22 protein-coding genes are annotated in these 25,948 nt (G+C 41.2%); 8 read left to right on the top strand and 14 right to left on the bottom strand.

Annotated elements, in window-relative coordinates; genetic code table 11:
• Positions 1 to 33 precede the first annotated feature (33 nt).
• Both recJ and MKS91_RS04880 read right to left on the bottom strand, forming a co-directional pair.
• The gene (gene recJ / locus MKS91_RS04885) at positions 34 to 1,719 is read right to left on the bottom strand and encodes a single-stranded-DNA-specific exonuclease RecJ (protein WP_258569721.1); all 1,686 of its coding nucleotides are present in this window, start codon (positions 1,717 to 1,719) and stop codon (positions 34 to 36) included.
• Positions 1,716 to 3,038, bottom strand: coding sequence for a hypothetical protein (locus tag MKS91_RS04880; RefSeq protein WP_258569720.1), 1,323 nt, complete (start codon positions 3,036 to 3,038; stop codon positions 1,716 to 1,718). Before MKS91_RS04880 ends, recJ begins: the two co-directional genes overlap by 4 nt.
• Before the next feature lie 192 nt (positions 3,039 to 3,230).
• Here MKS91_RS04880 and infA point away from each other — a divergent pair, with 192 nt between their 5' ends.
• The gene (gene infA / locus MKS91_RS04875; RefSeq protein ID WP_258569719.1) at positions 3,231 to 3,476 is read left to right on the top strand and encodes a translation initiation factor IF-1; all 246 of its coding nucleotides are present in this window, start codon (positions 3,231 to 3,233) and stop codon (positions 3,474 to 3,476) included.
• Here the strand turns inward: infA and MKS91_RS04870 are convergent.
• Positions 3,469 to 5,751 carry an ATP-dependent Clp protease ATP-binding subunit gene (locus tag MKS91_RS04870; protein WP_258569718.1) on the bottom strand — a complete coding sequence of 761 codons (2,283 nt, stop codon included), beginning with the start codon at positions 5,749 to 5,751 and terminating at the stop codon, positions 3,469 to 3,471. The genes infA and MKS91_RS04870 overlap by 8 nt on opposite strands.
• 235 nt (positions 5,752 to 5,986) lie before the next feature.
• Here MKS91_RS04870 and MKS91_RS04865 point away from each other — a divergent pair, with 235 nt between their 5' ends.
• The 3 genes from MKS91_RS04865 to MKS91_RS04855 all read left to right on the top strand — a co-directional run bounded on the left by MKS91_RS04865 (position 5,987) and on the right by MKS91_RS04855 (position 8,554).
• The gene (locus tag MKS91_RS04865; protein ID WP_258569717.1) at positions 5,987 to 7,750 is read left to right on the top strand and encodes a hypothetical protein; all 1,764 of its coding nucleotides are present in this window, start codon (positions 5,987 to 5,989) and stop codon (positions 7,748 to 7,750) included.
• 59 nt (positions 7,751 to 7,809) lie between these two features.
• Positions 7,810 to 7,992, top strand: a complete 183-nt coding sequence (locus MKS91_RS04860; RefSeq protein ID WP_258569716.1) for a hypothetical protein — start codon at positions 7,810 to 7,812, stop codon at positions 7,990 to 7,992.
• Positions 7,993 to 8,152: 160 nt separating this feature from the next.
• Positions 8,153 to 8,554, top strand: a complete 402-nt coding sequence (locus MKS91_RS04855) for a hypothetical protein (protein ID WP_258569715.1) — start codon at positions 8,153 to 8,155, stop codon at positions 8,552 to 8,554.
• Here the strand turns inward: MKS91_RS04855 and icd are convergent.
• A complete protein-coding gene (gene icd, locus MKS91_RS04850) occupies positions 8,551 to 9,780 on the bottom strand; it encodes an NADP-dependent isocitrate dehydrogenase (RefSeq protein WP_258569714.1) in 1,230 nt (409 codons plus the stop codon). The two genes, MKS91_RS04855 and icd, sit on opposite strands and share 4 nt — an antisense overlap.
• Positions 9,781 to 9,952: 172 nt before the next feature.
• Between icd and mnmA the strand changes: the two genes are divergently transcribed.
• Together mnmA and mfd are read left to right on the top strand one after the other, a co-directional pair.
• Positions 9,953 to 11,008, top strand: a complete 1,056-nt coding sequence (gene mnmA / locus MKS91_RS04845; RefSeq protein ID WP_258569713.1) for a tRNA 2-thiouridine(34) synthase MnmA — start codon at positions 9,953 to 9,955, stop codon at positions 11,006 to 11,008.
• Positions 11,005 to 14,175, top strand: coding sequence for a transcription-repair coupling factor (gene mfd, locus MKS91_RS04840; protein ID WP_258569712.1), 3,171 nt, complete (start codon positions 11,005 to 11,007; stop codon positions 14,173 to 14,175). Before mnmA ends, mfd begins: the two co-directional genes overlap by 4 nt.
• On the opposite strand, the gene MKS91_RS04835 is transcribed toward mfd, so the two are convergent.
• Positions 14,165 to 15,121, bottom strand: a complete 957-nt coding sequence (locus MKS91_RS04835) for a hypothetical protein (RefSeq protein WP_258569711.1) — start codon at positions 15,119 to 15,121, stop codon at positions 14,165 to 14,167. The two genes, mfd and MKS91_RS04835, sit on opposite strands and share 11 nt — an antisense overlap.
• A 124-nt stretch (positions 15,122 to 15,245) precedes the next feature.
• Here MKS91_RS04835 and MKS91_RS04830 point away from each other — a divergent pair, with 124 nt between their 5' ends.
• Complete coding sequence (locus tag MKS91_RS04830; protein WP_258569710.1) at positions 15,246 to 15,950, top strand: ZIP family metal transporter; 705 nt, start codon at positions 15,246 to 15,248, stop codon at positions 15,948 to 15,950.
• Here the strand turns inward: MKS91_RS04830 and lgt are convergent.
• The 5 genes from lgt to MKS91_RS04805 are packed head-to-tail and all read right to left on the bottom strand — an operon-like array spanning position 15,897 to position 22,067.
• The gene (lgt, locus tag MKS91_RS04825) at positions 15,897 to 16,667 is read right to left on the bottom strand and encodes a prolipoprotein diacylglyceryl transferase (protein ID WP_258569709.1); all 771 of its coding nucleotides are present in this window, start codon (positions 16,665 to 16,667) and stop codon (positions 15,897 to 15,899) included. The genes MKS91_RS04830 and lgt overlap by 54 nt on opposite strands.
• Entirely contained in the window at positions 16,657 to 17,628 is a 972-nt protein-coding gene (locus tag MKS91_RS04820) for a malate dehydrogenase (RefSeq protein ID WP_258569708.1), read from the bottom strand. Before MKS91_RS04820 ends, lgt begins: the two co-directional genes overlap by 11 nt.
• A gap of 9 nt (positions 17,629 to 17,637) precedes the next feature.
• Positions 17,638 to 18,714, bottom strand: a complete 1,077-nt coding sequence (locus MKS91_RS04815; protein WP_258569707.1) for a mechanosensitive ion channel family protein — start codon at positions 18,712 to 18,714, stop codon at positions 17,638 to 17,640.
• 12 nt (positions 18,715 to 18,726) lie between these two features.
• Complete coding sequence (gene serS / locus MKS91_RS04810; RefSeq protein WP_258569706.1) at positions 18,727 to 19,980, bottom strand: serine--tRNA ligase; 1,254 nt, start codon at positions 19,978 to 19,980, stop codon at positions 18,727 to 18,729.
• Positions 19,981 to 19,988: 8 nt separating this feature from the next.
• Positions 19,989 to 22,067: a DNA translocase FtsK gene (locus MKS91_RS04805; RefSeq protein ID WP_272880555.1), complete on the bottom strand. Its 2,079-nt coding sequence runs from the start codon at positions 22,065 to 22,067 to the stop codon at positions 19,989 to 19,991.
• Between the two features lie 161 nt (positions 22,068 to 22,228).
• Here MKS91_RS04805 and trxB point away from each other — a divergent pair, with 161 nt between their 5' ends.
• The gene (trxB, locus tag MKS91_RS04795) at positions 22,229 to 23,167 is read left to right on the top strand and encodes a thioredoxin-disulfide reductase (protein WP_258569705.1); all 939 of its coding nucleotides are present in this window, start codon (positions 22,229 to 22,231) and stop codon (positions 23,165 to 23,167) included.
• Here trxB and MKS91_RS04790 read toward each other — a convergent pair.
• The 4 genes from MKS91_RS04790 to MKS91_RS04775 form a co-directional block, all read right to left on the bottom strand.
• Positions 23,162 to 23,641, bottom strand: a complete 480-nt coding sequence (locus tag MKS91_RS04790) for a hypothetical protein (RefSeq protein WP_258569704.1) — start codon at positions 23,639 to 23,641, stop codon at positions 23,162 to 23,164. The two genes, trxB and MKS91_RS04790, sit on opposite strands and share 6 nt — an antisense overlap.
• Positions 23,638 to 23,967 carry a hypothetical protein gene (locus MKS91_RS04785; RefSeq protein ID WP_258569703.1) on the bottom strand — a complete coding sequence of 110 codons (330 nt, stop codon included), beginning with the start codon at positions 23,965 to 23,967 and terminating at the stop codon, positions 23,638 to 23,640. Before MKS91_RS04785 ends, MKS91_RS04790 begins: the two co-directional genes overlap by 4 nt.
• 146 nt (positions 23,968 to 24,113) lie before the next feature.
• Positions 24,114 to 24,929 carry a hypothetical protein gene (locus MKS91_RS04780; protein WP_258569702.1) on the bottom strand — a complete coding sequence of 272 codons (816 nt, stop codon included), beginning with the start codon at positions 24,927 to 24,929 and terminating at the stop codon, positions 24,114 to 24,116.
• A gap of 122 nt (positions 24,930 to 25,051) precedes the next feature.
• Positions 25,052 to 25,933 carry a hypothetical protein gene (locus tag MKS91_RS04775; protein ID WP_258569701.1) on the bottom strand — a complete coding sequence of 294 codons (882 nt, stop codon included), beginning with the start codon at positions 25,931 to 25,933 and terminating at the stop codon, positions 25,052 to 25,054.
• Between the last annotated feature and the right edge of the window lie 15 nt (positions 25,934 to 25,948).

Here is a 25,948-nt window from a genome sequence, read left to right as displayed (position 1 = left end):
ATTTTCAAACAAATACAACCACACTCCAAACAATCAGTCAATCGTCTGAATATCCGTCACTAAAAACTGTAATTTGCGCTTGCCATTAAATGCATTCACTTGCACATGATAAGCTACCCTCACCCGCTGACAACGATGATTGGGCCAAGTTCCTTCTTCTATATTAAAGACAATGCCATCATAACTATTGTTTTCATCACTCAAAACGACTTTCAAGTGCTTCCCACCAACTACGTACTGCTCAACCAATGTAAACTCATCATAAAACATGGGCTTCTCAAAACCATTCCCCCAAGGGCCTAACTCAATCAGCTTCTTTGCAAAACCAATGGTTCGATGTGATGCTGGTAATGTTCCATCAACATAAAGGTATTTATTTTTCATTTCATCAGTGATTGCAGCACTACACAATGTTTCCACAACCCTGCGAAACTGATCCACATCTGAGGCATTCATCGTTAAACCGGCAGCCATGGCATGACCACCAAACTTCGTTAAAGAGCTTGGATGCATGCGATCATAATCTGCCAAAACATCCCTAATGTTTAGTCCAGGAATCGAGCGACAGGATCCTTTCATTAAGCTCTTATCTTCATCTTGTGTCAGAACGATACTTGGAATATGAAAACGCTCCTTAATCATTGACGCCACAAGACCAATAATACCCTCATGCCATTTTGGCTGGCAAACAACAGCTATACTGGGTATGTGCTTCATACCTTTTACATAATCTAGAGCTTCTTGTGTCATCACTTGCTGCATATCACGACGGGTTTTATTGATATCATCCAAGCGCAATGCAAAATATTTGGCATCTTTAATAGTCTCGGCCAATAAGCATTTCACACCAATGGTCATATCATCTAAACGCCCTGCAGCATTCAATCTCGGCGCTAGTGAAAACCCCATATCATCCGCTTCAATCAAAGTTGGTGAACGCTTTGCAACCCCCATTAACGCCTGAATCCCGAATCTAGATTTACCTTTTCTCATTAGAGATAGACCATTGGCAACCATTGTTCGGTTATTACGATCCAACTGGACACAGTCAGCAACCGTCCCTAGTGCGACCAGGTCCAAATATGCCAGTAAGTTTGGCCCTTGTTCAAATATACCCTTCTCTCTAAAGTAAGCCCTAAGTGCGACCAATACATAGAAAGCCACCCCGACGCCAGCAATCGCTTTAGATGGGAAAGCACATCCTGGTTGATTGGGGTTCACACAGACTGCATCCGGAAGCGTATCACCTGCCAAATGATGATCGGTAATTAAGACCTCAAGACCCTCACGCTTTGCATGATCAACACCTGCATAACTGACAATACCGTTGTCTACTGTAATGATTAAATGACCGCCTTCAGACTTTGCTCGATCTACAAGCTTGGGTGTCAACCCATAACCATCAGTAATGCGATTTGGAATAATGAAATTCACATGTTCGAGCCCCATCTCCCGAAGACCTGCAACCATCACACTTGTTGCTGTCGCTCCGTCTACGTCATAGTCACCAATGACAATAACCTGTTGTTTCTTTTCATAAACGCTATACAGTAACTCACAGGCTCGATCAATGTCTTTCAACAAATGATAAGGCAATAAATGACTCAGCATATAATTAACGTCAACAGGACTGGATAACTGCCGGGACCGGTAAATTTTATCCATCACACTGTCAACACCTGGCAACGGGTCTCCAACCAATTCACGCTCTTTTATCATTTGCCCAATCCAATCTGACGACACACCATAGTGGGCACATTACAAATCCCTTTCGCAGCATACGTACTCCATGAGTTTTCAGGTAAGGTATTTTTTTGAATACCCTCTGAGACCAAACTTTTCTTATCTTCAGTCGACTGAAAGCGTAATATCACCAACCTATTCAGCATATAAAATATTGTACACGTATTTAATGCTGCAAGGCCAATATGAAAGCCCGTCACTGTAAACAGCACCTGGCTAACAGCCTGAATGACAAGCCTGTTGTTCAGGAGATCTAGGGCACAAAGCAGTAATTCTTTGGTATAAAAGGCCACCCTTCTCACCTCTGGTGCGCTGTAGAACCATCGAACAAATATGGGATAGTCATCGTCTACTGGCTTATTTTTATCAGCATACAATGACCGAACCGTATTGTAACCCCAGACCAAAGTTTGGTTCCACCAAGAAAACAAACCAAATGCAAAACATAAAATCTGAGTATTAGGCGTCAGCCAGCCCAAATTTTTAATAACTGCCTGACTATTAAAGAAATCAACCAAAGTATATAATAAGGCCCCAATCGGCAAGGAAATATTTAAGGTGTTTTCCCAAACGACTTTTAAAAATGAGGTGCCGTAGGATAATGCAACACCACCCAACAACAACCCCCCAACGGCATAAAATATATCATCATTCATCACCAAGCTTGGTATGCTGATTTGTGAGAGCAAGATCCCTAGCCCCAATCCAACCAACGCATACACAACGTATTGCATCCAAGTATTCGCTTGGTCCTCTTCCCCTATCAGCAGTTTGTCCCAATTGATCATAGCTGATAGCGCATGGACCAAAAAACCGGCCATCCCACCAAGTACCGCAAACCGCGTCACAGTCACTGCGCCAAAAACACCACTCAAAGTTTTTAAGAACAAGGTCCCCATACTGGTTTCCGCAAAGTTTTTGACCAACGAGTAGTTACGGATCAGGTACTGAATGGCCCCCAACATACTTGACAACAAACCAAAAGATTGGACAAGAAAAGGGTATTTTGCCCAATAAAATTGGTCCTTACCCCCTACATTCGCATTGCTGATCACAGTATTTAATAGCTCATACGGTAGTGCACAAGCCAACAAAAAACTTGCCAGCAAGGTATTATACCCAGCCCCTAACCACGGCATCAGCATCCCTAAAGCTGCTGAAATATACCCAATACATACGAACGCTAAAATCACATTCAATACCATATCTAACAACATGCTTGAAGAGCGCGCAACCAAGCTGTGACGACCTAAAATATGGGAAAAAAACGAAGAGACATTCTGGGTAAATTGCATATTCAACCTCAATAGAGAAACCATAGCTAATCTACCAAGTCAAACCTCAAACCTCAAGGATTTAAATACTTTTGTTCTCTCTTTATGTATCCCGCATTGATTACAAAACAGTCATATTATATTATTGAGATAACTCTTGACATATACTGCTGTTTTTTGTAATAATTCGACAAGTTTAAACCTTATATCAATATGAGCAAAAAAGGACACATTTTATCAGAAGGCATTGTGACAGAGTCACTACCCAATGCGATGTTTCGTGTTGAACTAGAAAACGGCCATATGATTATTGCCACTATTTCAGGAAAAATACGCAAAAACTATATTAGAATCATGGCAGGTGATCGCGTTACAGTCGAATTAACGCCCTATGACTTATCCAAAGGACGTATTACAATCCGACATAAACCCAATCGAGATAGACCCCCTGCTAATTAGCAACTTTACTTCGGCCAAAATCAATGATTAGCCCATTATCTTCTGGGCATTTTCTTACCTTGAGCTCTGTATCACCTTTTTGTTTAAAGAGAATGTGCTCAGCAACAGGACGTTTCAATTTCTCATTAATTAATCTTCCTAGTGGCCTCGCGCCCAACTCTTTATCCAAGCCATTCTCAACCAACCACTTTCTTGCTGAATCGGTAATGTCAGCTTTAATACCTCGTTCAACAAGCTGCTGTGACAGCTCTGCTAGCATTCTATCAACGATTTTACTCATGGTTTTATCATTAATTTGATTAAAAGTAATAATGCCATCTATACGGTTACGGAACTCCGGTGTTAAGCCTACTTTCACTGCTTGGGCCCCATCACTAACATGTGACTGATTAACAAACCCCAAATCTTGACTTTTGTAAAATTCAGCCCCCATATTCGATGTCATAATAATAATACAGTCTCTAAAATTGGCAACCCTGCCACTATTATCTGTTAGCGTGCCATAATCCAAAACCTGCAGGAACAAATTCAACACATCACTGTGCGCTTTTTCAATCTCATCGAGCAATATAATACTATGAGGATCTTTAATGACCGCCTCAGTCAACATACCGCCTTGATCAAAACCCACATAACCTGGTGGCGCACCAATCAACTGCGATGCATCATGCCGCTCCATATACTCTGACATGTCAAATCGAGCCAATTTAACCCCCATAATCTCAGACAACTGTACCGCCAATTCTGTTTTACCTACCCCAGTAGGCCCCGTGAACAAGAAGCTTCCAATAGGTTTTGACTCACACTTTAACCCTGATCTGGCCAATTTAATGGCATTAACCAGCTCTTCAACAGCCATATCTTGCCCAAAGACTTTTCGTTTAATCTTTGAATCAAGTGACTTGAGTAATGCCCTATCACTGGTGGTGATATGATGCGCTGGTACCTGAGCCATTTTAGCTACCGATGTTTGAATATCCAGTGGCTTTAAGTTCACGATAGCATTTGGCTTGGCTTGTAACATCCGCATTGCACAGGATTCATCCAATAAATCAATGGCCTTATCTGGCTGATATCTTGAGTGCAAATAACGGTTCGAAAGCGACACAGCAACATCCAACACATCTTCTGATATCTTAATATTATGGTGTGACTCAAAACGCTCTCGAAGTCCTTTTAAGATCTCCAAAGTCTCCTCGTCAGATGTTTCTTTAATATCAATTTTTTCAAATCGCCGTGATAACGCCGGATCCCTTTCAAACACATTGCGATACTCTTTATAAGTCGTTGCACCAATCACTCTTAAATTCCCTCGATTAAGCACAGGCTTAATAAGATTTGCTGCATCTATCGCACCACCTGAAGCCGCACCTGCACCAACTAAAGTATGAATTTCATCAATAAAAATAACAGCATTTTTCATATTTGAAAACTCTGCAAGGACAGCTTTAAAACGTTTTTCAAAATCTCCTCGATATTTGGTCCCTGCTAGCATTGCTCCCATGTCCATACTATAGATCTCGACATTGGCCAATTTTTTAGGCGCCTTACCTGAAAGAATTAATGATGCCAAACCTTCCGCTATTGCGGTTTTTCCAACACCAGGCTCTCCGACCAACAAACCATTTTTCTTAATACGTTTACACAGCGTCACTGCCAAAATATTAACTTCTTCATCCCGACCAATCAAAGGATCAATTTCCCCAGAAGCAATCATATGATTAATATTCTTTGTATACTTTTTAATTAAATCCGCTGACTGAGGGGTTGCCTCCATATCCTGAGACAAGCCTCCCATAATCATTGGTGGAAATTCAATAAATGGCTGGCCCATATTATTTGGCGTAGCATTTATCTGCAAACTATCCATATAGCCGATGACATCGTATAACGTTAAACTTTTCTTCTTTAAGATATCAGCAGCCGCACAATCTTCACTCATAATAGCAACCACCATCATTAGCCCATCAACTTCAGGTGAACCATTTGTTGTCGCCAAATATATTGCTTGCTGCATTACCCGATCAAAACTAGGGGTCAATTGAAAATCGCGAGCCGAATTCTCTGATAAATATAACTGAGTCTTCTTTATATGGCTATGTAACAAACGTCTAACGCTTGCTTTATCGACTTCAAATGCTGTAAATAACTTCTTTACATCTTCATCATCAACAAGTGCCAATAATAAATTTTCAGCCGTAATAAACTCATATCGCTCATCCCGAGATTTCTGGTATAACCGATCTATCATAACTTGAACTTTACTTGAAAACATCCCTTTCTCCTCTGTAACTCCAAACATTATAGGAGGGATTTTTTATTTGGCAGATTTAATTAGTAATTTTTAAAAATAAATTGGCTGACTCCTTTAACTTTACTTCTAGATGCAGCATGCTCAGCCAATATTAACTACTATCTACCCATTATGCTCAAAATCATTAAAAAATTCTGCCAAGTCTAAAATTTGCATTAAAAATAGTCGAACAAGTTAATTATATATGGAGATAACCATGAATGAGCATTCAACAACAGAAGGCACGAAGAGCAAGGCATCTAGAAGTATCGATGTGAAAGAAGCGGGTAAAAGCTTGATCGAAGGCTCAGAGGCATCCAAGCGATCAACTGACTATATTCACTCAAAGATAGACCGAATGTCCTCTATTCCGCCAAGAATTAGAACCCATATATTAAAGAACATCAGTAAATATGTCATATCATTTGCCATACCCGCATTGATTTATGCGTTACTAACAGGTTTATTTGGGTCCACCATAGCACTAGCTCCCTTAATTATTCCCGGAGTAATCGCCATACTGGGGCTCGTAAACGTGTTCTTACTGTTAGGATTAACCACGAATATTATTGAGTCAGAATTTAACCACTCATGGCGGACATTACTCAATAAGTTTTTTGCATATAAACCCTCCACAAAAAAACTAACCCAGTTAGAGGAATACGCAATCCAAGCAAAATCGATTATTAAGGCGTCAACTTTAGTTGCCGGAGCAGGCATACCCACTGGTGGCTATCGTAGTGCTATCGTAGAATCATCACCTAAAATAAGTGCTAAACGGACATTACGTGGCCTTCTCGATAATAGCCCGGATGGTGCGGTAAGATCAGGGTCGTTAGATTCTAAATATTCTGCTGACTCAGGCCTTGCAGAAGACTCAATATATGAGAGCCTATTAAGCTCTCTAGAAAGTACCAATCAGGAGATTCAAAAGGACCTAAATGACTTATCTCGAGACTCTAGCCAACTGGATCGTCTTAAAGAGAAGTACCGAGACCACATCGCTGATCGTGAGCTGCAATTAATTACACCGGATGAATTGGTGCGACTTGAAGAACATCTACCCGATCAGATGATTAACCGGATTGGTGATCTTGAAGACATCTATACAGATGAAAACATTCATTCCCTTGCATTAAAAGTTGCTTATAATAATCTGGTTGAAATTACGTTTTCTAATATTGCCACCGAACTTGAGATTGATACGCCATCAGAGGCTCATGCAAGCCAACAATCACATAGTAGTGATTACCCCTCGGTTAAAACAGCGAGAAAACTTCAAACGCTGCTACAAAGCACTGATCACGCAACCGAAGAGGGTCTACGTAAAGCTCTAAATCTCGAGGAGGGAACCTATCTCAAACAGAGGACCATGGATTATCAAGCGATTGTAAAAGACTTTGATAAAACCAAAACTGCATTCTTTTTATTTAACAAAGCATCAAAAAATGCCTTAATAAGCCCAGATGATGACATCAACACCATTCCTGCTGTCATGGCATTAAATCTCGAAGAGCTTGATAGCCGATACTTTAAAAAAATCATTCAACCTAAAAAACGATCCGACAAGACCTTCCTTGGATTAAAACGTAGTAAGGATATTATGTTCACCCCTACTCAAGAAATTCTTAAACTTGATGGGGCAATGATTCGTTATAGAAAGCTACTTGCAAATAACGCGCAGGATCGTGAAATAAAAGTTGTAGAAAAGGATATTTTATTGCGCATAAAAAGACTCCCATTATCAGAGGATGGAAAAGAAAAATTTTCAAAGTTGATCAATAAAAAGGGTCTTCCTATGGATCGTGAGGCTCTCAATCGAATTAGTAAAGAACTTGACGGAGAGATTAAAAAGCTGGCCATATCAGGTATGGTGGTATGTATGCGCAACACCGCTCTTGATATCAAAGAGGAAACCATCTTACAAATGCTACTAGAAGTACAACATACTGATCAACCGGCTCCAGCTATGCACCGATGATGTTTCAGGCCCACATAGAAATATCATTATTGCTTATAATGAAAAAATGTGGGCTTCTCATGCAACAACGAATTTTACAGCTACTTGGTTTAACAAAAAATACATTTAAGGGATCGAAAACTGGCTTTGTTCGGCTTGATCTTACACAAAACACCCAAGGGGAAAGGTTTCCTGACTCAGAACGTGCTGTCGCGACCTATAAAACATTATATCAATACATTAACGGACGCGGCATGATCTAACGCTCAATTAAGGAGATTGAGCACCTTTCTTCAAAAAACAACAGCGTGCTTAATGCGCCCGCATATATTGACTTAAGCCCATCATCCATTCACCAGATCATTTGCAGGACGTTATCCCTAAACCAAGAAATACCGCAACTACAAGCACCATACCATCAATATGAGTAGCCGATGGCGTGAAAACTCTTTATCCGGTTTTTTAAACCTTATCCGACAAAATTGGCCTTTTAGATCCAATTATATTGTTTTATTACAGCCAAGTTATGTGTATGCCAACAATCTATGCATCAACTTGCAGCGTATTTATCTTGGTGATGAACCTGGACGCTGGCTTGTTAATGGTATCTACAACCCATATTATGGCATCCCATTATCTGCTGCATACATTCATAACCTTGGGCAGATTAACTTTGGTCAGCCCCCCAAAAAACACCTCCCCCTGAGCACTTGCTTAGAGGCACTAGATACACACAGTCTTTCAACCTGTTGTATCTTTCCTCCTAGGGTACTTCCAAGTAGCTTAGATGAATCAATCATCTTTGCACCCATAGCACGTTACTAGCGCATATGGCGACAGATAGCTTGAGCAAAATCAGAAGTCGACAAGCCTTCCACTCCCTCCATATGGCGAGCAAAATCCTGAGTCACTTCTTTAGCCTTCAAAGACAACCGCATGCCTTGTATGAGCTTATCAGCAGCCTCGGACCAACCCATATGTCTTAACATCATTTCTGCAGAAAGGATCAGTGATGATGGGTTCGCCAAGTTCTTACCTGCATACAATGGTGCAGTACCATGTGTTGCTTCAAACAAAGCATCACGATCACTTAAATTTGCACCAGGTGCAATCCCGATTCCACCAATCTGCGCTGCAAGTGCATCTGATAGATAATCCCCATTTAAGTTCATCGTTGCAATCACATCAAAGTTTTCTGGTTTTAATAGCACTTGTTGAAAACACGCATCTGCGATCACATCTGTGACTAAAATCTTCTGACCATTATTTGGATTTTCAATTTCATAGCCCCACTCGACCTTTTTGGCAGCAAACTCTTCTACAGCAACATCATATCCCCAATGACAAAATGCGCCTTCGGTATACTTCATAATATTGCCCTTATGGACCAAAGCAACATGCTCTTTTTCCTGAGAAATAGCATACTGAAGTGCTTGCCTTACCAAACGTTTGCTGGCATGCTCTGAAATCAATTTAACCCCAACACCAGTATTTTCAGGCCTAGCTATGTTGTCGACCGCATACTGATTCTTTAACGTCTCCAGTAATCGCTTGGTTTCCGTATCTCCCGCTTTAAACTCTATCCCAATATAAATATCTTCTGAATTTTCTCTGAAAACCGTGATATCTACTTTTTCAGGGTGCATCATTGGTGACGGAACCCCTTCAAAATACTGCACTGGGCGCTGGCATATAAACAGCCCAAGCTTCTGTCTTAATGCAACATTCAATGATCGAATCCCTCCGCCAACAGGCGTTGTCAATGGCCCTTTTATTGCAACATGGTATTTTTCAATTGCATCGATTGTATCCTGTGGCAACCATTCACCGGTTAGATCAAAGGCTTTTTGACCTGCAAAAATCTCTTTCCACTCAATTGCCCGTTTATCGCCATAAGCTTTGCTAACCGCATGATTGACGACCTTTAACATCGCAGGGGTAATATCTGACCCAATACCATCACCTTCAATATACGGTATGATCGGAAAATCAGGAACACTGATACTATCCGTCCATTGAATTTGTTGTCCCTTCTCTACACTATCAACCACTTAAAAATCCCCCTATAAAATGTATTTCGATGGTAACGAATCTGCAAGATTCTGTCAATTAACCGCACATGATAACACCCGTGCATTCAATAAAAAACCCTCTAGATCCTTATATTTATATTTACATAAACAGTCATTTATTGTATATTGTATAAAAATTGAATTTGAATCTATGACAGTGAAAAAACAATATATGGTCGGCTTATCAGGGGGTGTAGATTCTGCAACCACTGCTGCGCTATTGATGCAACAGCACCTCATACAACCCATATTTATGCAAAATTGGGAAGAAGATGATCATTGCCATATTTCAGAAGACATTCAAGAATGCCAAAACATTTGCCAACACCTAGGCTGTGAACTGCTCACTGTTAACTTTAGAGATGCCTATTTTTCAGAGGTATTCCAACATAGCCTGGACCTGTTTCAGCAAGGCTTAACACCAAACCCTGATATCTTATGCAATAGTCGAATTAAGTTTCAACTCTTGAGTGACCATGCTAAAAAAATGGGATTTGACGGGCTGGCTACTGGACACTATGCGCATATTGAGCATCGAGATGGCCAATATGCTTTGCTCCAAGCACCCGATGCCGTTAAAGACCAAACGTATTTTCTTTCTCAGCTTAGCCAAGAGCAATTGTCTTATGCCCACTTTCCCCTTGGGGCTTATTGTAAAGAAGACACCCGTCGTATGGCTAGAGAATTTCACCTACCGAATGCGGAGCGAAAAGACTCCGTAGGTATTTGTTTTATCGGTGAACGTAAGTTTGATCATTTTTTGCAAAACTACTTACTCACAAAACCTGGCGATATGGTTACTAAAGAAGGCATCGTCATTGGCCAGCACCAAGGTCTTTTCTGCTACACCATTGGACAACGCAAAGGTTTGGGTATCGGTGGCATTAAAAACAGCCAACCATCTCCATGGTATGTGATTGAAAAAGATTTGGCTAACAACCAATTAATCCTCTCACAAAATGCCTCTGACCTATTGAAATCTCACGTTAAGGTTGAACCCATACATTGGATACGTGGCCAACCTGAGCAAACGGTATTACAGTTAAAGCTCCGTCATGGACCAGAATTTGTAGAAGGAACATTGCTTGATGAGCAAACCGTTAAGTTTTCAAAGCCTCAGTCAGCCCCAGCCCCAGGTCAGCATGTGGTCTTTTATCACCAAGGCGAATGTTTGGGTGGCAGCATGATCCTAGAGGCTTATACATGAGCTATGCATATTCAATAGCTCGAAAAATCCATGATGATAGCCGCCCTATTATTTGTGTCTTAGAACATGCTTCTGATTGTGAAAAACTTTTACAAGATCTGATTTTTTTATTGAAAGACACAGATAAAACAGTTGCTTATCTCAGTGACTATGAAGTCCTCCCCACCGATCATCTATCACCTGCTAATGCGGTGGTCACTCGACGACTACAGCTACTTCATCAAATCAGACAAAATCGTCTGAATATTATCATTACAACGATTGAAACTTTGTGTCGCCAACTCCCTCCCCTTGATTTTGTAGCCCAGAATGTCTTTTCATTTCATAAAAATGATCAAATAGACCTCATCCATTTCAAAAAACAATTATCATTGTGTGGTTATCAACACACCCATCAAGTCACCGCGCCCTTACAGTTTACTGTTAGAGGCGGTATTATTGACCTATATCCACCACACAGCAAACAGCCCATTCGACTGGAACTGGACGATGATACTCTATCTGAAATTCATTACTTTGATCAAGAAACCCAACGATCCTCCAGCACTGCTGAAGATAGCGTGGTACTAACGCCGATTCTAGAATACACCCCGACACAAGTTGATATAAAAGATGTTGAGACTCGATACCCTGATTTAGACCCCAAGATTCTAAGTGCATTAAAAAAACAACACGTTGTTACTGGCTGGCAGCGCTACCTGGCTCTTTTTCATCGTCAATTAGCCCCGCTAACAGAGTACTTCAACCATCAGTGTCATATCATGACACCCTGTGATTTAAAACCCTTCCTTCACGCCGCACGAAAGGCAAACAACACAATCGACATTGATCATGTGATCTCTGAAAAAACATGTCAGTTTGTTATTCAGAACCAAAATATTCTCCTTGAACATAGTGCTCCTGCTAATTCAACGCTGGTTTTAGAAAGCAAAACACTAAAAGATGATTTAACTGCTATCACAAAAAAGCAAAATGTTTTATTTGTTTGCCAAAGTTACTTTAGACTTCACCAACTTGAAAGTTTGTTACTGAGTAAAAATATCACATTTGAGCATGTAACCTCTTGGTATGCGTTTACGTCAAAAAACATTCAAGTAGGTCTATGTCTTGGTAGTCTTGCCCATGCCATCAACCTGCCCAAAAATCTCATTCTTCCTGAGCAGAGCTTAACGCGAAAAATCATCATTGATGAACCATCAACCGCCAAGCCATCTATGCACCAAGAGCAACTAAGCATTGGTGACTTTTTGATCCATGAAGACCATGGTGTTGGGCAATTTATTGGAATTGAAACCCGAAAAATTCAGGATATTGTGCAAGACTTTGTCATTGTACGCTATGCCAATGATGACAAACTGCTCTTCCCGCCTGATCAATTATTCAAGATTCATCCTTATCATGGTGATGAAACCATGCTGGATGAGCTCCGTTCAAAGCGATGGCAAAAACGAAAGGCCAAAGCACTAAAAAACATTGAAGAGTTTTCAGCAAAACTGTTACGACTCCAATCATCAAGGCAGCAAAGTAGCACCAAGCCTTTTAGTATCCCCGGAGACTATTCTAGGTTTACCCAAGATTTTCCGTTTACTGAAACAAAAGATCAAATTCACATTATGGAAGCCATTACTGAAGACTTCAAGAAGCCTCAGCTATTCGACCGCTTAGTCTGTGGTGATGTTGGATTTGGCAAAACCGAAATTGCCATGCGAAGTGCTTTTATCGCTCTTGGTAATGGCTACCAAGTTGCCATTATTGCACCAACAACCGTCTTAGCAACGCAGCACTACAATAATTTTAAGGAACGGTTTAAAAATTGTCCCATCAACATTAGCCTTATATCCAGAAGCAATCAGTTTTCAAAAAAAGAAGAAGAAGCCATTACACTAGGTGAAACCAAACTGATTATCGGTACTCACAAACTCTTAAATTTAGACTTTGATGAATTAGGGCTTGTGATCATTGACGAAGAACACCGCTTTGGCGTCAAACAAAAAGACAGTATCTTGGCCTTCAACTTGGCACACAAATTGTCTTTAACCGCCACCCCGATCCCCAGAAGCTTAAATATGGCCCTATCCAAATTGCGCCAGCTTTCCATCATGACATCTCCCCCAAGACAACGGTTGCCTATTATTACTGAAGTCATGACAGAAAATGATGCCATTGTAAAAACGGCGCTTGAACGGGAAATCCATAGAGGCGGCCAAGCTTATATCATCTACAATGATGTTAAAAGCATTGACCGTATCCATAAAAAATTAGACACACTCTGTCCTCACATGACTTTTGGCGTAGTCCATGGCCAAATGCCGGCTTCCGCCATCGAACAGCAAATGGCCAAGTTTCATAGCCATAGCTTTCAAGTGTTAATTGCTAGTACCATTATTGAATCAGGCGTTGACGTTGCAAATGCCAATACCATGATTATCTATCGAGCAGACAAACTGGGATTGGCTCAACTTCACCAGATACGAGGTCGGGTTGGACGATCACATCACCAAGCTTACGCCTATCTGTTAACACCGGATAGCGAATTGGGAAAGAAAGCCAATATGAGGCTTGATGCCATCGCCAGAGCCATGCATTTGGGTGCCGGCTACGAACTCTCAGTGGCGGATCTTGAAATTCGTGGTGGCGGCAATCTACTGGGAGACGAGCAAAGTGGGCATGTAAATGCCATAGGACTGTCTTACTACACCCAACTTCTCAATCAAGCAACCACGACCAAACATACCATACAAACAGACATTGACTTAGAAATCCCTGCTATCATTCCAACAGATTATATCGCCGATACCGAAACCCGTTATCAATTTTATCATGCGATTGCCAATACCTACGACAAAGCCACATTGGATGAGTTGGCCGCTGAACTTCAAGATCGGTTTGGAAAAATCCCTCCTGAAGCAGACAACCTCATTCAAAAAGCTAACTTGAAAATTGCGGCAATGGCCCTAAATATTATCAGCATACAATCTCGAGAAGATAGTGTACTTGTTGATGTGGGAGAAAAACCTATGATTTCTGGAGAAGACATCATCGCACTCATCAACCGCTACCCAAACTACAGCTTTGGTGGAAAGCACCATATCAAAATTATAGCCACAACAAAGATCTTAAAAGATTGTCAAATCTTACTGCATCGATTGGCTGATCTTACGACTTAACACCTTTGTCAACTTCTGTAAAAATAGCATCCTTATTGCTATTTAAGATTTTATGCAAGCCCTTTTCAACATCATTATGCTCTGATTCCTCTTGATCACTGGGGTATGATGCTAAAATCTCCTCAAGCTCACAAGCTCTTTCATTAATCTCTTCCAACTCTTCGACATACCCCCCTACCGGAACCTCTACAGCAGGGAAGATCACAGCCTGCATGCTTTGCTTATAAATAAACTTAACTGCTTTTCTAGCAGTTTTTTCAACATCTGCAACTGCACCTTCTGACACACTCTCGTACAAATGGGCCAACACTGAAATAGCCACAAGTGATTGGAAGAACTTATCTGCAGCACTTAAGTTGTCCATTAACATATTTAAGGACTTTTTATCGACTTGCTGATTCCGTTCTACCCAATCTTTAACATCCTGACTCAATAGCATTGACTGACAAATTTTAACATCCGCAGATAAACCAAACTTATCGTTGACTTGTGATATAGCTTGCTCAAGCTCCTTCATAATATTTTGAACATGCGCACGAGCAGCCTTTAGGGCAACACCTTCCTCAGAGACTAAAACTTGGTAACGCTCATGTGCTTTAGGGTATATGTCACTTCTGATATGCTCGATAGTACTGTCTATCTCAGAGCCTAACTCAGGTGCATCGTGTAGCTGTGATTCTGACATTTTATCGTATGCTAAGTGATCAAAACACAATATGATCTTATTGAACCGATTTAAAACCAGATTAATACGGTGATAATTTGATGAGTATGTTTGCACTGCTGCTGCAAGACTCATAACGCCACCCCCATACCAATATGAACTGGCATATAATTCTAATTCACTGGGCAGCAAAGGCTTACCAATTAGACTCTCCAATGACATTTTTAATTCAGGATAAGTCACTGAAAGAACATGTAAATGTGTCGTTACTTGCGTGTTCATTTGTATCTCCTAATGTGCACCACGCTTAAGTATTAGCACACTAAATTATTTTGACAGAAATAAATAAGACAGCCTTGATTTTTCGAAAAAAAAGGTATAAAATACTAGAAAAATGAGTGTTACCATGTCTTCAGTATTATTAACCACATCGATTATTGCATTTTTTGCATCATTGTTTGGCGGAATTATTCCCTTGAAAAAAAACAATATTGGCCACCACCGCTGGGCACATCACCTTGATTCATTCTGTGATGGAATGTTTATTGCGATTGCATGTACACACTTATTACCTGAAATTTATGAGCACAGTGCCACAACATTACAATTTACATTTTATGCCCTTGCCATTCTTGCCACGGTATTGGCCATTCAGCTGCCTATTAAAAGCAATCATTCCAATATGAAGCATTATATTACCTACATTCTCTTTGCACACTGCTTGGTTGAAGGCATTACTGTAGCGGCAGTATCTGACCCAACATTACAGCACACCTTATCTATGGCTATCTTAGCCCACAAAACCGTTGAAGCTTTTGTCTTCTTCAATCTAATCTCAAGGCAAAATTGGTCTCAAAATACATTATATCTACTATTGATTGTGTTTTCCTTGCTCACACCTTTTGGTATCTTTATTGGAAGCTATTTAACCCTATTACCTGAGAACATCTATCTATTTATCCAATCCTTAACTTGCGGATCATTTTTAGGCATCAGTATCAACTGCTTCTTATTACATTCATGCGATGACCATCAGCATATCAAGTTTCTTTGGGTGTTATTGGGAGGTTTGACGTTTGTGATGCTGATACCTCAAGGCTGTTGCCATTAATCCCCCCACCAATAACATAAGTACAGACAACAATTGTCCTGTGCTTATCCATTGAAACAACTCATAAGTTGGCTCTCTGAAATAACACTCCACCAAGAGTCGGACACTGGCATAACCAAACATAAAAAGAATGGTTAGCCGCCCTCTCGGAGGATGATACTTGGCATAACCATGCATAAGAATCCCTAATAACAGCCCCTCGAGTACCGCTTCATACAACTGAGAAGGATGACGATGTAGCGCACCTTCTACATAGGACATACCCCAGGTTTGTTCCGTCACCCTGCCGATTAACTCACCATTGATATAATTGGCAATCCTAACAATCCCTAGCCCCAATGGTAACTGTATCAAGCTTGCATCCGTGATATCCCAAAAGTTGATACCATATCGTTTTGACATCCCCCATAAAGTAAGCCCGCCCAAAATAAGTGCGCCATGGAACGACATACCACCCTGCCAAACCATAAACATTGACCATGGCTGATTCAACAACAATCCATACTGGTAAAATAACATCTCACCAAGCCTGCCACCAATAACAGAAGCCAACAATGCATTTGAGACAATATCGTGCCAATACTTGGTTAAAGCAATAGAATCACGAGCCCTTTTGGGTGGACAATACAATATCGCCAAAAAAGATACTGCCCATGCAATACCATACCAATGAATTGGCCAGCTAAAGAAATGAAATGCAACTGGGTCAATCCACATCAATCAAACCAAGTTCTAGCACCTGGTCATACTCAGCTTGCAATTCATCATATGATGCCTGAATAAGCGCACTGGCAGACTCCGAATGCGTATATTTACCATAAGCTGTACAAATACCATCCTTGAAATAGGAAGGCACCGACACAATCAAATCTTCTGGAGAACCATAATCCCCCATTGACAATCTGGCTACTGAAAATGGTTGATCAGATTTTTGCACAATAAACTGTGCTGTTTGTGCAGCTGCATACGCCGCACTGGCTGCTGATGACGCTCCCCGAGCCTGGATAACCGCAGCACCTCTTGTTTGAATCATGGGTACAAAAGTTTCTTGCCACCAAGGATCGCTATGATCAACCGCAGGCTTGGCATTTTCATAATCAGGAAACTGAGTTGCAGAGTGATTACCATAAATAAAGACCTCTTTTACCGCATCTATAGCCACGTTCAAACGACGAGAGATTTGGTAACGGGCACGATGCTCATCTAACATTGTCATGGCATAAAACTGCGTATCCGGGATATTTCTAGCGTGCTTCATGGCAATGAGACAGTTGGTATTACAGGGGTTCCCGACAACCAATACCTCGACACTAGGCTTAGCATAATCAGACAATGCCTGACCTTGTACTTTAAAAATATTACCATTTTTACTCAGCAAGTCTGCACGCTCCATACCCTTTGTTCGAGGACTCGCACCCACCAAAAAAGCAAAATCAATATCCTTAAATCCCTGGTCAAGCGCATCACTGCTAAAAGCTTCAACACTTAGCATGTGAGACCATGCGCAATCTTCCATTTCCATCACAACACCGGCTAACTTGGGTACAGCAACCGGAATATCTACCAATTTTAAATGTATCTTTGCATCGCCAAATACATGCCCTCCCAACACCATGGGAATTAATTGATATGCAATTTGACCTGCAGCCCCAGTAATTGCAACCGTTATTTCATTCATATCCTTCTCCTATGACTCGGTTATATCCTCAGATTTTTCCATAACCACTGTTCTTGTTGGAAACGCAAAATCAGCGCCCTTATCTTTAACCAGAGCATTGGTTTTTAATAAAAGCTCTTGGGTAAATGCATACCATTGCTTGGTATTAATACTGCTTTTCAAATAGACCCTTGCACGAATAATCACACTGGAATCCGACAAATCATAGAGTTTTGCAAAACTAACACGGCGTTGATTGGTTAGTTTATGCCCATTAATCCAATCTTCTAAGGCTTGAGCAATCTCTGCGGCGACTTCTAAATCTTGATACCTTAAGCCTATTTCTTTTTGAACAAACCAATGCGTCTTTTCTGAATAGTTTGTCACTGTTGATGTGGTAATAAGCCCATTAGGTACATGAAGAATCCGACCGTTACGTAATTGAACTTGTGTGACTCTCCAGCCAATATAACGCACTGTCCCCTCTTCATTATTAGCAATTGTTACATAATCTCCTACCGTGAAGGGTCGATCGCATAATACCATCACACCACCAAATACGTTGGCTAAGATATCTTTACCTGCAAAAGGAATCGCAAAAGCCAATACTGCTGTAGGTGCCAATATCTGCCCCATCGGCACATGGAACACACTTAAGGTTACCAGTACAAAGACCAATATAGAAACCAAACGTCCCAATTTACAGGCAGATATCCAAGCTTGAGAGTTCTCCATTACCGTATTTTTTTCTATTCGAATAATCGTTGATTGGATGTTCGATAAGAATCGATTAAATACCATCAGCACAAAAACGGTAAACCCTACTGAGAATATCCCTTCAAAGTGTTGAGGCGTTTTATCTATTGCTTTATATAAGCTTCCCGGTATAAAGGGCAGCACCATACTAATCGCAAACAACAGTAATAGAAAATAGAAGGGGTAATGTAACGCTTGCAAAAAACTGGTATCAAGGATTGAAGTACTGTCCTTGGTTCTAGCATAAACATGCCTCCAAGCTGAACGATAAACCAAGGCGATGATAAACAATGAAAGCAAACGAACAAATAACTCGATGTTTGCCAAATGTACCATTTCTATATAGCTCATACTTACTCCTAATTAAATTTCATCGACCATGCCAAGATAAGGTTTTAAAACATCCGGAACCGCAATTTTTCCAGAAGCCAATTGGTAGTTTTCAATAACCGCAACCAAGGCCCGCCCTACTGCAAGCCCACTGCCATTGATGGTATGCAATGGCTGTACATTACCGTCTTCATCGCGGTAACGAGCTTGCATCCTTCTTGCTTGGTAATCCCCAAAATAACTGCATGAAGATATTTCCCGATACTGGTTTTCGCCTGGCAACCATACTTCTAAATCATATGTTATCTTTGCACTGGCGCTGGTATCCCCAGCACATAACAATACTTTTCGATAAGGAAGCTGAAGCTGCTGTAGGATATACTCAGCATCTGTAATCAGCGCTTCAAACTCAGATTGTGCTGTCGCCTCAGACACAAACTTGACCAATTCTACTTTTTCAAATTGATGCAAACGAATCAAACCATGAGTATCTTTCCCATAAGCACCTGCTTCTTTCCTAAAGCACAATGTTAATGCTGAATAAGCAATTGGCAATGCCCCTAATGGTAAAATCTCCTCTCGATGCAGGTTCGTAACACTCACTTCTGCCGTTGGGATCAATGCATGCTGCCCTTCTGTAAAAAACTGATCATCCGCAAACTTTGGTAACTGCCCTGTTCCAACCAAAGCATGGTGCTCAACCAGAACGGGAGGATTCACCTCTTCATAACCGCGTTCAACTTGAGTATCCAGCATCCATTGAGCCAATGCTCGATGCAACTTTGCCATTCGCCCCTTCATCACCACAAACCGTGAACCTGACATCTTCGCTGCACGAGAAAAATCCAGTGCATCGCCCGCAAGATCCGTATGTGACTTCACCTCAAAATCAAAGTTGGGAATATCACCATGTTTTGATATTTCCTGATTGTCTGCCTCAGTTTTCCCTTCTGGAACACGCTCATCCAACAAATTTGGTAATGACAGCTCAAAGTCCCGCATACTATCTAATAGTATTTTTAATGACTGCTCTCTTGCTTTCTTGTCTTTTGAAATCACTGCCAGCTGTTCAAGAATAGGTGACGCGTCTTGACCAGAACGTTTGAGAACAGCAACTTCTTTTGACAAAGTATTTGATTCCATCTGTGCTGCCTCTGTTGCAACCTGATGTGACCTTCTTTCTTCTTCCATTTCCTCATATGTACCAAAGTCTACATTGAGCCCTCGCCGTTTAACCATGTCTTTCACACGTTTAATATCTTTTCTTAATATTTTATTTGGAATCATGCTAGCTCCTACTCTTGATTATTTGTGACGAGCACACGGCGCTGACCGTTTGACTCGGGTTCTGAAACCACACCATTTTTTTGCATCGCCTCTACCAAGTTTGCTGCTCTATTATACCCAATTCTAAACCGCCTTTGAACACTTGAAATAGAAACTTTATTTTGCTTGATAACTTCTTCACAAGCTTCTTTATACAACGCATCTTCAGAGGAATTATCCCCCCCCTCAACCGTTGAAGCCTCCTGTACTGCCGTCACACCTTCGATGTATTTTGGTTGACCTAACTTCTTAATTTCACTGGTCACTTGATGCACTTCTTCATCACTAACAAACGCACCATGAACCCTTGTAGGCATACCACTGCCTGACGGCAAATACAACATATCACCATGGCCCAGTAATGTTTCAGCACCTTGTTGGTCCAAAATAGTCCTTGAGTCAATTCGCGATGATGTTTGAAAAGCAATACGGCACGGAATATTTGCTTTAATCAAACCTGTAATCACATCGACAGAAGGTCTTTGTGTTGCTAAAATAATATGGATCCCTGCAGCACGCGCTTTTTGCGCCAATCTGGCAATCAACTGCTCAACCTTTTTACCCACAACCATCATCATGTCAGCAAACTCATCCGCTACAACGACAATGTATGGAAGTGTTTCATAATGGTCAGCACACTCTCCATTCGCATGTGCAGCAGCTTCCTCTAACAGGCCTTTCGTCTGACTCTGATTTTTAACTTTTTCGTTATAGCCAGCAATATTTCTTACACCAAGTGATGCCATTAACTGGTAACGTCTTTCCATTTCAGCAACACACCAACGTAGGGTGCCTGCGGCATCATCCATATTGGTTACCACAGGTGTTAGCAAATGAGGAATATCCGCATATGCCGAGAGCTCAAGCATTTTAGGGTCAATCAAAATTAATCGCAAATCTTCAGGGGACGACTTATAAAGCATACTCAACAACATGGCATTAAGCCCCACAGACTTACCGGCACCCGTTGTACCAGCAACCAATAAGTGTGGCATTTTAGCCAGATCCGCACAAACAACCTCACCACTGATACCTTTCCCCAACGCTAATGTTAAGCCTGATTTTGCTTGCTTAAACTTCGTTGAGGCAATGATCTCTTTTAAAGTAACCATCTGACGGATTTTATTAGGGAACTCCAAACCAATCACAGCTTTACCAGGAATCACATCAACAATCCTCACACTGACGACAGACAATGAACGCGCCAAATCTTTTGCCAAGGTACTGATACGACTAACCTTTGTTCCTGCAGCCAATGCCACTTCATAACGCGTCACAACGGGACCTTCAACCACACCAACAACACGCGCATCTACACCAAAATCTAGCAGTCTTTCTTCAATGTCTCTAGAAAACTGTTCTCGCTCTTGTGGTGTTGCAACCACCGCTGGTTTCGCATTATCTTGTAAGAGATCATCACTCAAAGTAACTGGTCTCTTTTTACGTTTTTCATTGAGCTTAGAAACTACTTGTGGGCGCTTCCTGCTCCTAGCGACTGGCATTGGTACAGATGCTTTGGGAATATGAATTTTAACTGAAGCCAAGCGCTCTATGGTCACATTAAATACCATCGTCACACCGATAGCTGTTAGACCTGCAAAGACAACTGTGGCACCCACAACATCAACCCAATCTGTTAAAAGCCATGCCAACTGATCTCCTACAAATCCTCCCATGCCCACAGGAAAAGTTGCTTCGTGAACCAAATGCAAACTCATCAAGCCCAAACATCCTAAAGACAGTAACAAACTCCCCCACAAGCTCCTACTAGCAAGATAGTGGCTTCCTTTTAAAAGACAATAAGCCCGATATGAAAAGACAAAAGGTAGCATATAAGCGGCATACCCTAAAAAGAAAACAAACAACCCCGCAAGATGCGCTCCTAAAAACCCTTCCCAATTTGCAATTTCATAACCATTTACCTGTTGATAAAACGCAGGGTCTGCCTCATGATATGACCACAAAGCAATAAACAAAAACATCGCCAGTGATGCGTATACAATAAATACAATATCCTTTCGAACAAACTGACTTTCTACATGTTCCATAACTTACCATTCATAATATTGGGAATATTTTACTGTATCGCTAACCATATGGCAAATCAAATCCCACTCTCCCTGCATCAAAATATGACTGCTTTTCTCAACATTCTATTGACATTAATAGGACCTTACCCCACACTGTAAAAAAACTTGAGACATATATTATGGAACATCATTCACTCATTATTTTAGGCTCTGGCCCTGCTGGACTAACTGCAGCAATTTATGCTGCACGCGCAAACCTAAACCCTGCAGTCATCACAGGCCTAGAAGAAGGTGGTCAGCTAATGGGTACAACGGATGTTGAAAACTGGCCAGGCGATGCCATCGGGCTTCAAGGGCCGGACTTAATGGATCGTATGCTAACCCATGCAAAACACTTAGAGGCCAACATCATTAATGACCATATAGATAGCGTTGACCTCCAACAAAGACCTTTTATCCTTAAAGGACAAAAAACCTATAGCGCTGATGCCATTATCATTTCAACGGGGGCTACAGCACGCTGGTTAGGCATTGAGTCTGAGAAAACATATAATGGCAAAGGTGTTTCAGCTTGTGCAACCTGTGATGGCTTCTTCTTTAAAGACCAAGACGTTGCTGTTATCGGCGGTGGAAACACGGCTGTTGAAGAAGCCCTGTATCTGTCCCGCATTGCTAAAAGCGTTACATTAGTCCATAGAAGAGAAGCATTAAGAGCAGATAAAACCTTACAAAATCGTTTATTTGAAAAAGAAAAGAATGGCAACATTCACATAGAATGGAGTGCCGTTGTTGATGAAATACTCGGTAACGAGAAAGAGGTCACCCAGCTTCGCTTAAAAAGCACGCTCGATGAAAGCCGACGCACTATTGACTTAAGTGCTGTATTTATCGCTATCGGTCACACACCAAACACTTCATTATTTGTTGACCAGCTAGACATGAAAGGTGGCTATTTAACCGTTAAAAGCGGCCAAAATGAACACGCCACCCAAACCAGCATCCCAGGTGTGTTTGCCTCTGGTGATGTGATGGACTCAGTCTACCGCCAAGCCGTTACCTCTGCAGGCACCGGCTGTATGGCTGCACTAGATGCTGAAAAATACTTAGATGCGCTATAAAGTCTTTACCGCAGTATCTGCCAAAAAATCTGCCAAACTTTCAGGTGAATGGGTATGCGCTTTAGCGGCTTCTTTATTGGCCGCTAATAATGCGTTAGCAGCAACAGGAATTGTGCTATTGGCCCACGGCTGTGGGCTATCATCAAGTCGCTTCACCATTCGCCACTCTGCAGGTGTGACTAAAAATTTTAATATTTCCTCGACAATTTCCACCGGAAGCTTAGGAAGACCTAAATTGTCTCTAGCAGTAGCACACAACATGGTTTGAGCAACATTGTCTCTAAAGGCATCCACTCTACTAGGCCTAAAGCGATAGAAGGAGTCTATACATGTTGAAAATGCCAAACTAAGAATTTCTTTTGGCGTAATGACAAGCCCACTCCATTCAATTGCTCGCATTTCATGAACAGCATCCTGCAAACTTACTCCATAATCACACTTACGCAATAGCGCTAATGCATTATAGGCAATCAACTCACTCTTCTCTGCATCATAAGTCTGCTGCCCCGATCTATGCCAGATTCTGGCACAAATTTAAAATCTTTTTCTGAACCTAATAACGGTTTAATCAAATCAGGATTATCTCCCACCTCGCGCAAATAAACCAATCTCAATGGTCGAGATGGCAAAAATATGTGTGATTCCGCCAGTGCAAATGTATGGGCATGCAGCTCAAGTGAAGAATGCGCTTTTAACGCTTGCTCAAAGTCAATGATGCCACAACTGGAAAGCTCCACGGTAAACTGCGCCGCAGTTATCTTATGACTCAAATAGGGTGGTATGTTTTGCGTTTTTTTCATTTTTTAATCATTATTGCAGGGATTACAACATAAAAACAGCAAGATGCCAACAAAAACAACTTAATATCAAGACCTTAAGAAGGGTTCTGGTAAGGCTGTCAATAAAAAGGGCCGCAATCGCGGCCCTCTACATACACTAGGTGATACTAAAATCGAAACAGTCTAGCGATGTACTCAATAATCCATGCAAACCAACCTAGAGACTCCTCTTCAACCGCCTCGTTAACGATCACTTGAGGCTCAGCCGTAACAGGCTCTTCCTTAACAACCTCTGGCTTAACATAACCCACAACAGGGATTGCAATCGGCTCAAAAGCTATTTTGGCAGGATGAACCACACTCTCTCCACTATCTGTGCTATATATTTTATAAAACAACGAATAACCAATGGCCAAACTTGGCATTGTATGCACATCCGCAACAGCGTCCTCCGCTTCTAGACGGTACTGATGACGCAATGGGTATGACAACTCAATATACATGCCACCCTGAGAAAAAACAGGGATATCGACTCTTGCACCCAAGTCCAGGTGAATCGGGTATACATCTTGATAGTCAACACCATTCCAAAACCAAGAATAATATGCATCCGCATAAACTTGTGCGAACAACTGATTATCCAAATATTTTTTTTGATATGACACACTGGTTCCAATATCAATATTTCTTTCTAGTGTTCTTGTTTTGACATAAGAAGAGGTATACACATCTGCCATAATTTCATGGCTGGCTAAAAAAGAAAAATCCACAAACTCTGGCACATTATAACCCATTGCATCAGAAATATCATCAATGGACGCACCAACGTTTAGCCTATCTCCAGTATTGTGAGGCATTTGCAAGAACTGCTTTGAATCTGTTTTCATGCCGAAGCGTACATCAATATCACAATCAATTGCATGAGAAGCTACCGCAGAAAAAAGCAATGAAGCCCCTACAATTGCATTAAGTTTTATATACATCTCTATTCCTTTAGTGTTTATCTAGGACAATGATACTGAATGACAACAAAAAAAACAACCTTTGAGACGTCTACGACTGAAAATATGTTTTAAGAGAGCCAAAAACAATTGATTATAAACAATTAACAACCCAAAGTTTGCAAAAGATCCAAAAACAGCGTTTTGCCTACCTTCTGGGGACTTTTAGCAAGCAACATAGCAAGATCTAAGCCTTCGATGGTCACATCCTTCATCGGGCCTTCTAATATTTCTGTAACAGACAGCCCTGTCGACAAATAGTGACCGAACTTTCCATTTCTGCCACCAAGACACGTCACATAAAGATCACCCGTTCCTGACAATCCATATGTATTTTTATCATCCGCATGATAATCACTCAGCCACTGCTGCATTTCAAATAAAGATTGTGCAAACAGACTAGAACGATGATTTAAATGATCACCTGCTTTCGCGATAATGATTGCATACACATTTTTCAATGCTGCCAATAACTGACACCCTATCATATCCTCATTAGGACACAGCGTATAGTGAGGCAAGGACAACAATGAGGACCACTGGACGGCCAACGCATATTGGTTAGAAGAAATTTCAACAGAAGTTTTGCAGCCTTGTGCCAACTCTTTGGCAATACAAGGTCCTGTAATGGCTAATACATCAACACCCAATGTCTCTTGAACCCAAACAGGCAACGCCACCAACGTATCACCTGACTGCTGCAGCCCTTTCGTTAATAATAACACTGGAACTTTTTTATGATTTATCAGACTTCGTGCAATATCAATAGCCCAACCCATACCCGCTGAACTAACCCCTATAACAATGAGATCAAACTCTGATACCACCTTCTCGTCAACAAAAGATACTGAGCTAGGCCACGAACACTCAAGCCGCTCATCAAACCCTGTTGCTTCTATACAGCTTCTTGTCCGCTGATCAAAAGGTGATGAAATAATAGATACTTGATGACATGCACCCTGAGCAACCGAAAAGGCTGAAGACATAACTCCAGCCCCTAT

This window comes from Candidatus Synchoanobacter obligatus (assembly GCF_024259865.1).
Lineage (GTDB): Bacteria > Pseudomonadota > Gammaproteobacteria > Comchoanobacterales > Comchoanobacteraceae > Synchoanobacter > Synchoanobacter obligatus.
The sequence above is the reverse complement of the archived record's forward strand: the minus strand, read 5'-3'. Positions and strand labels throughout refer to the sequence as shown.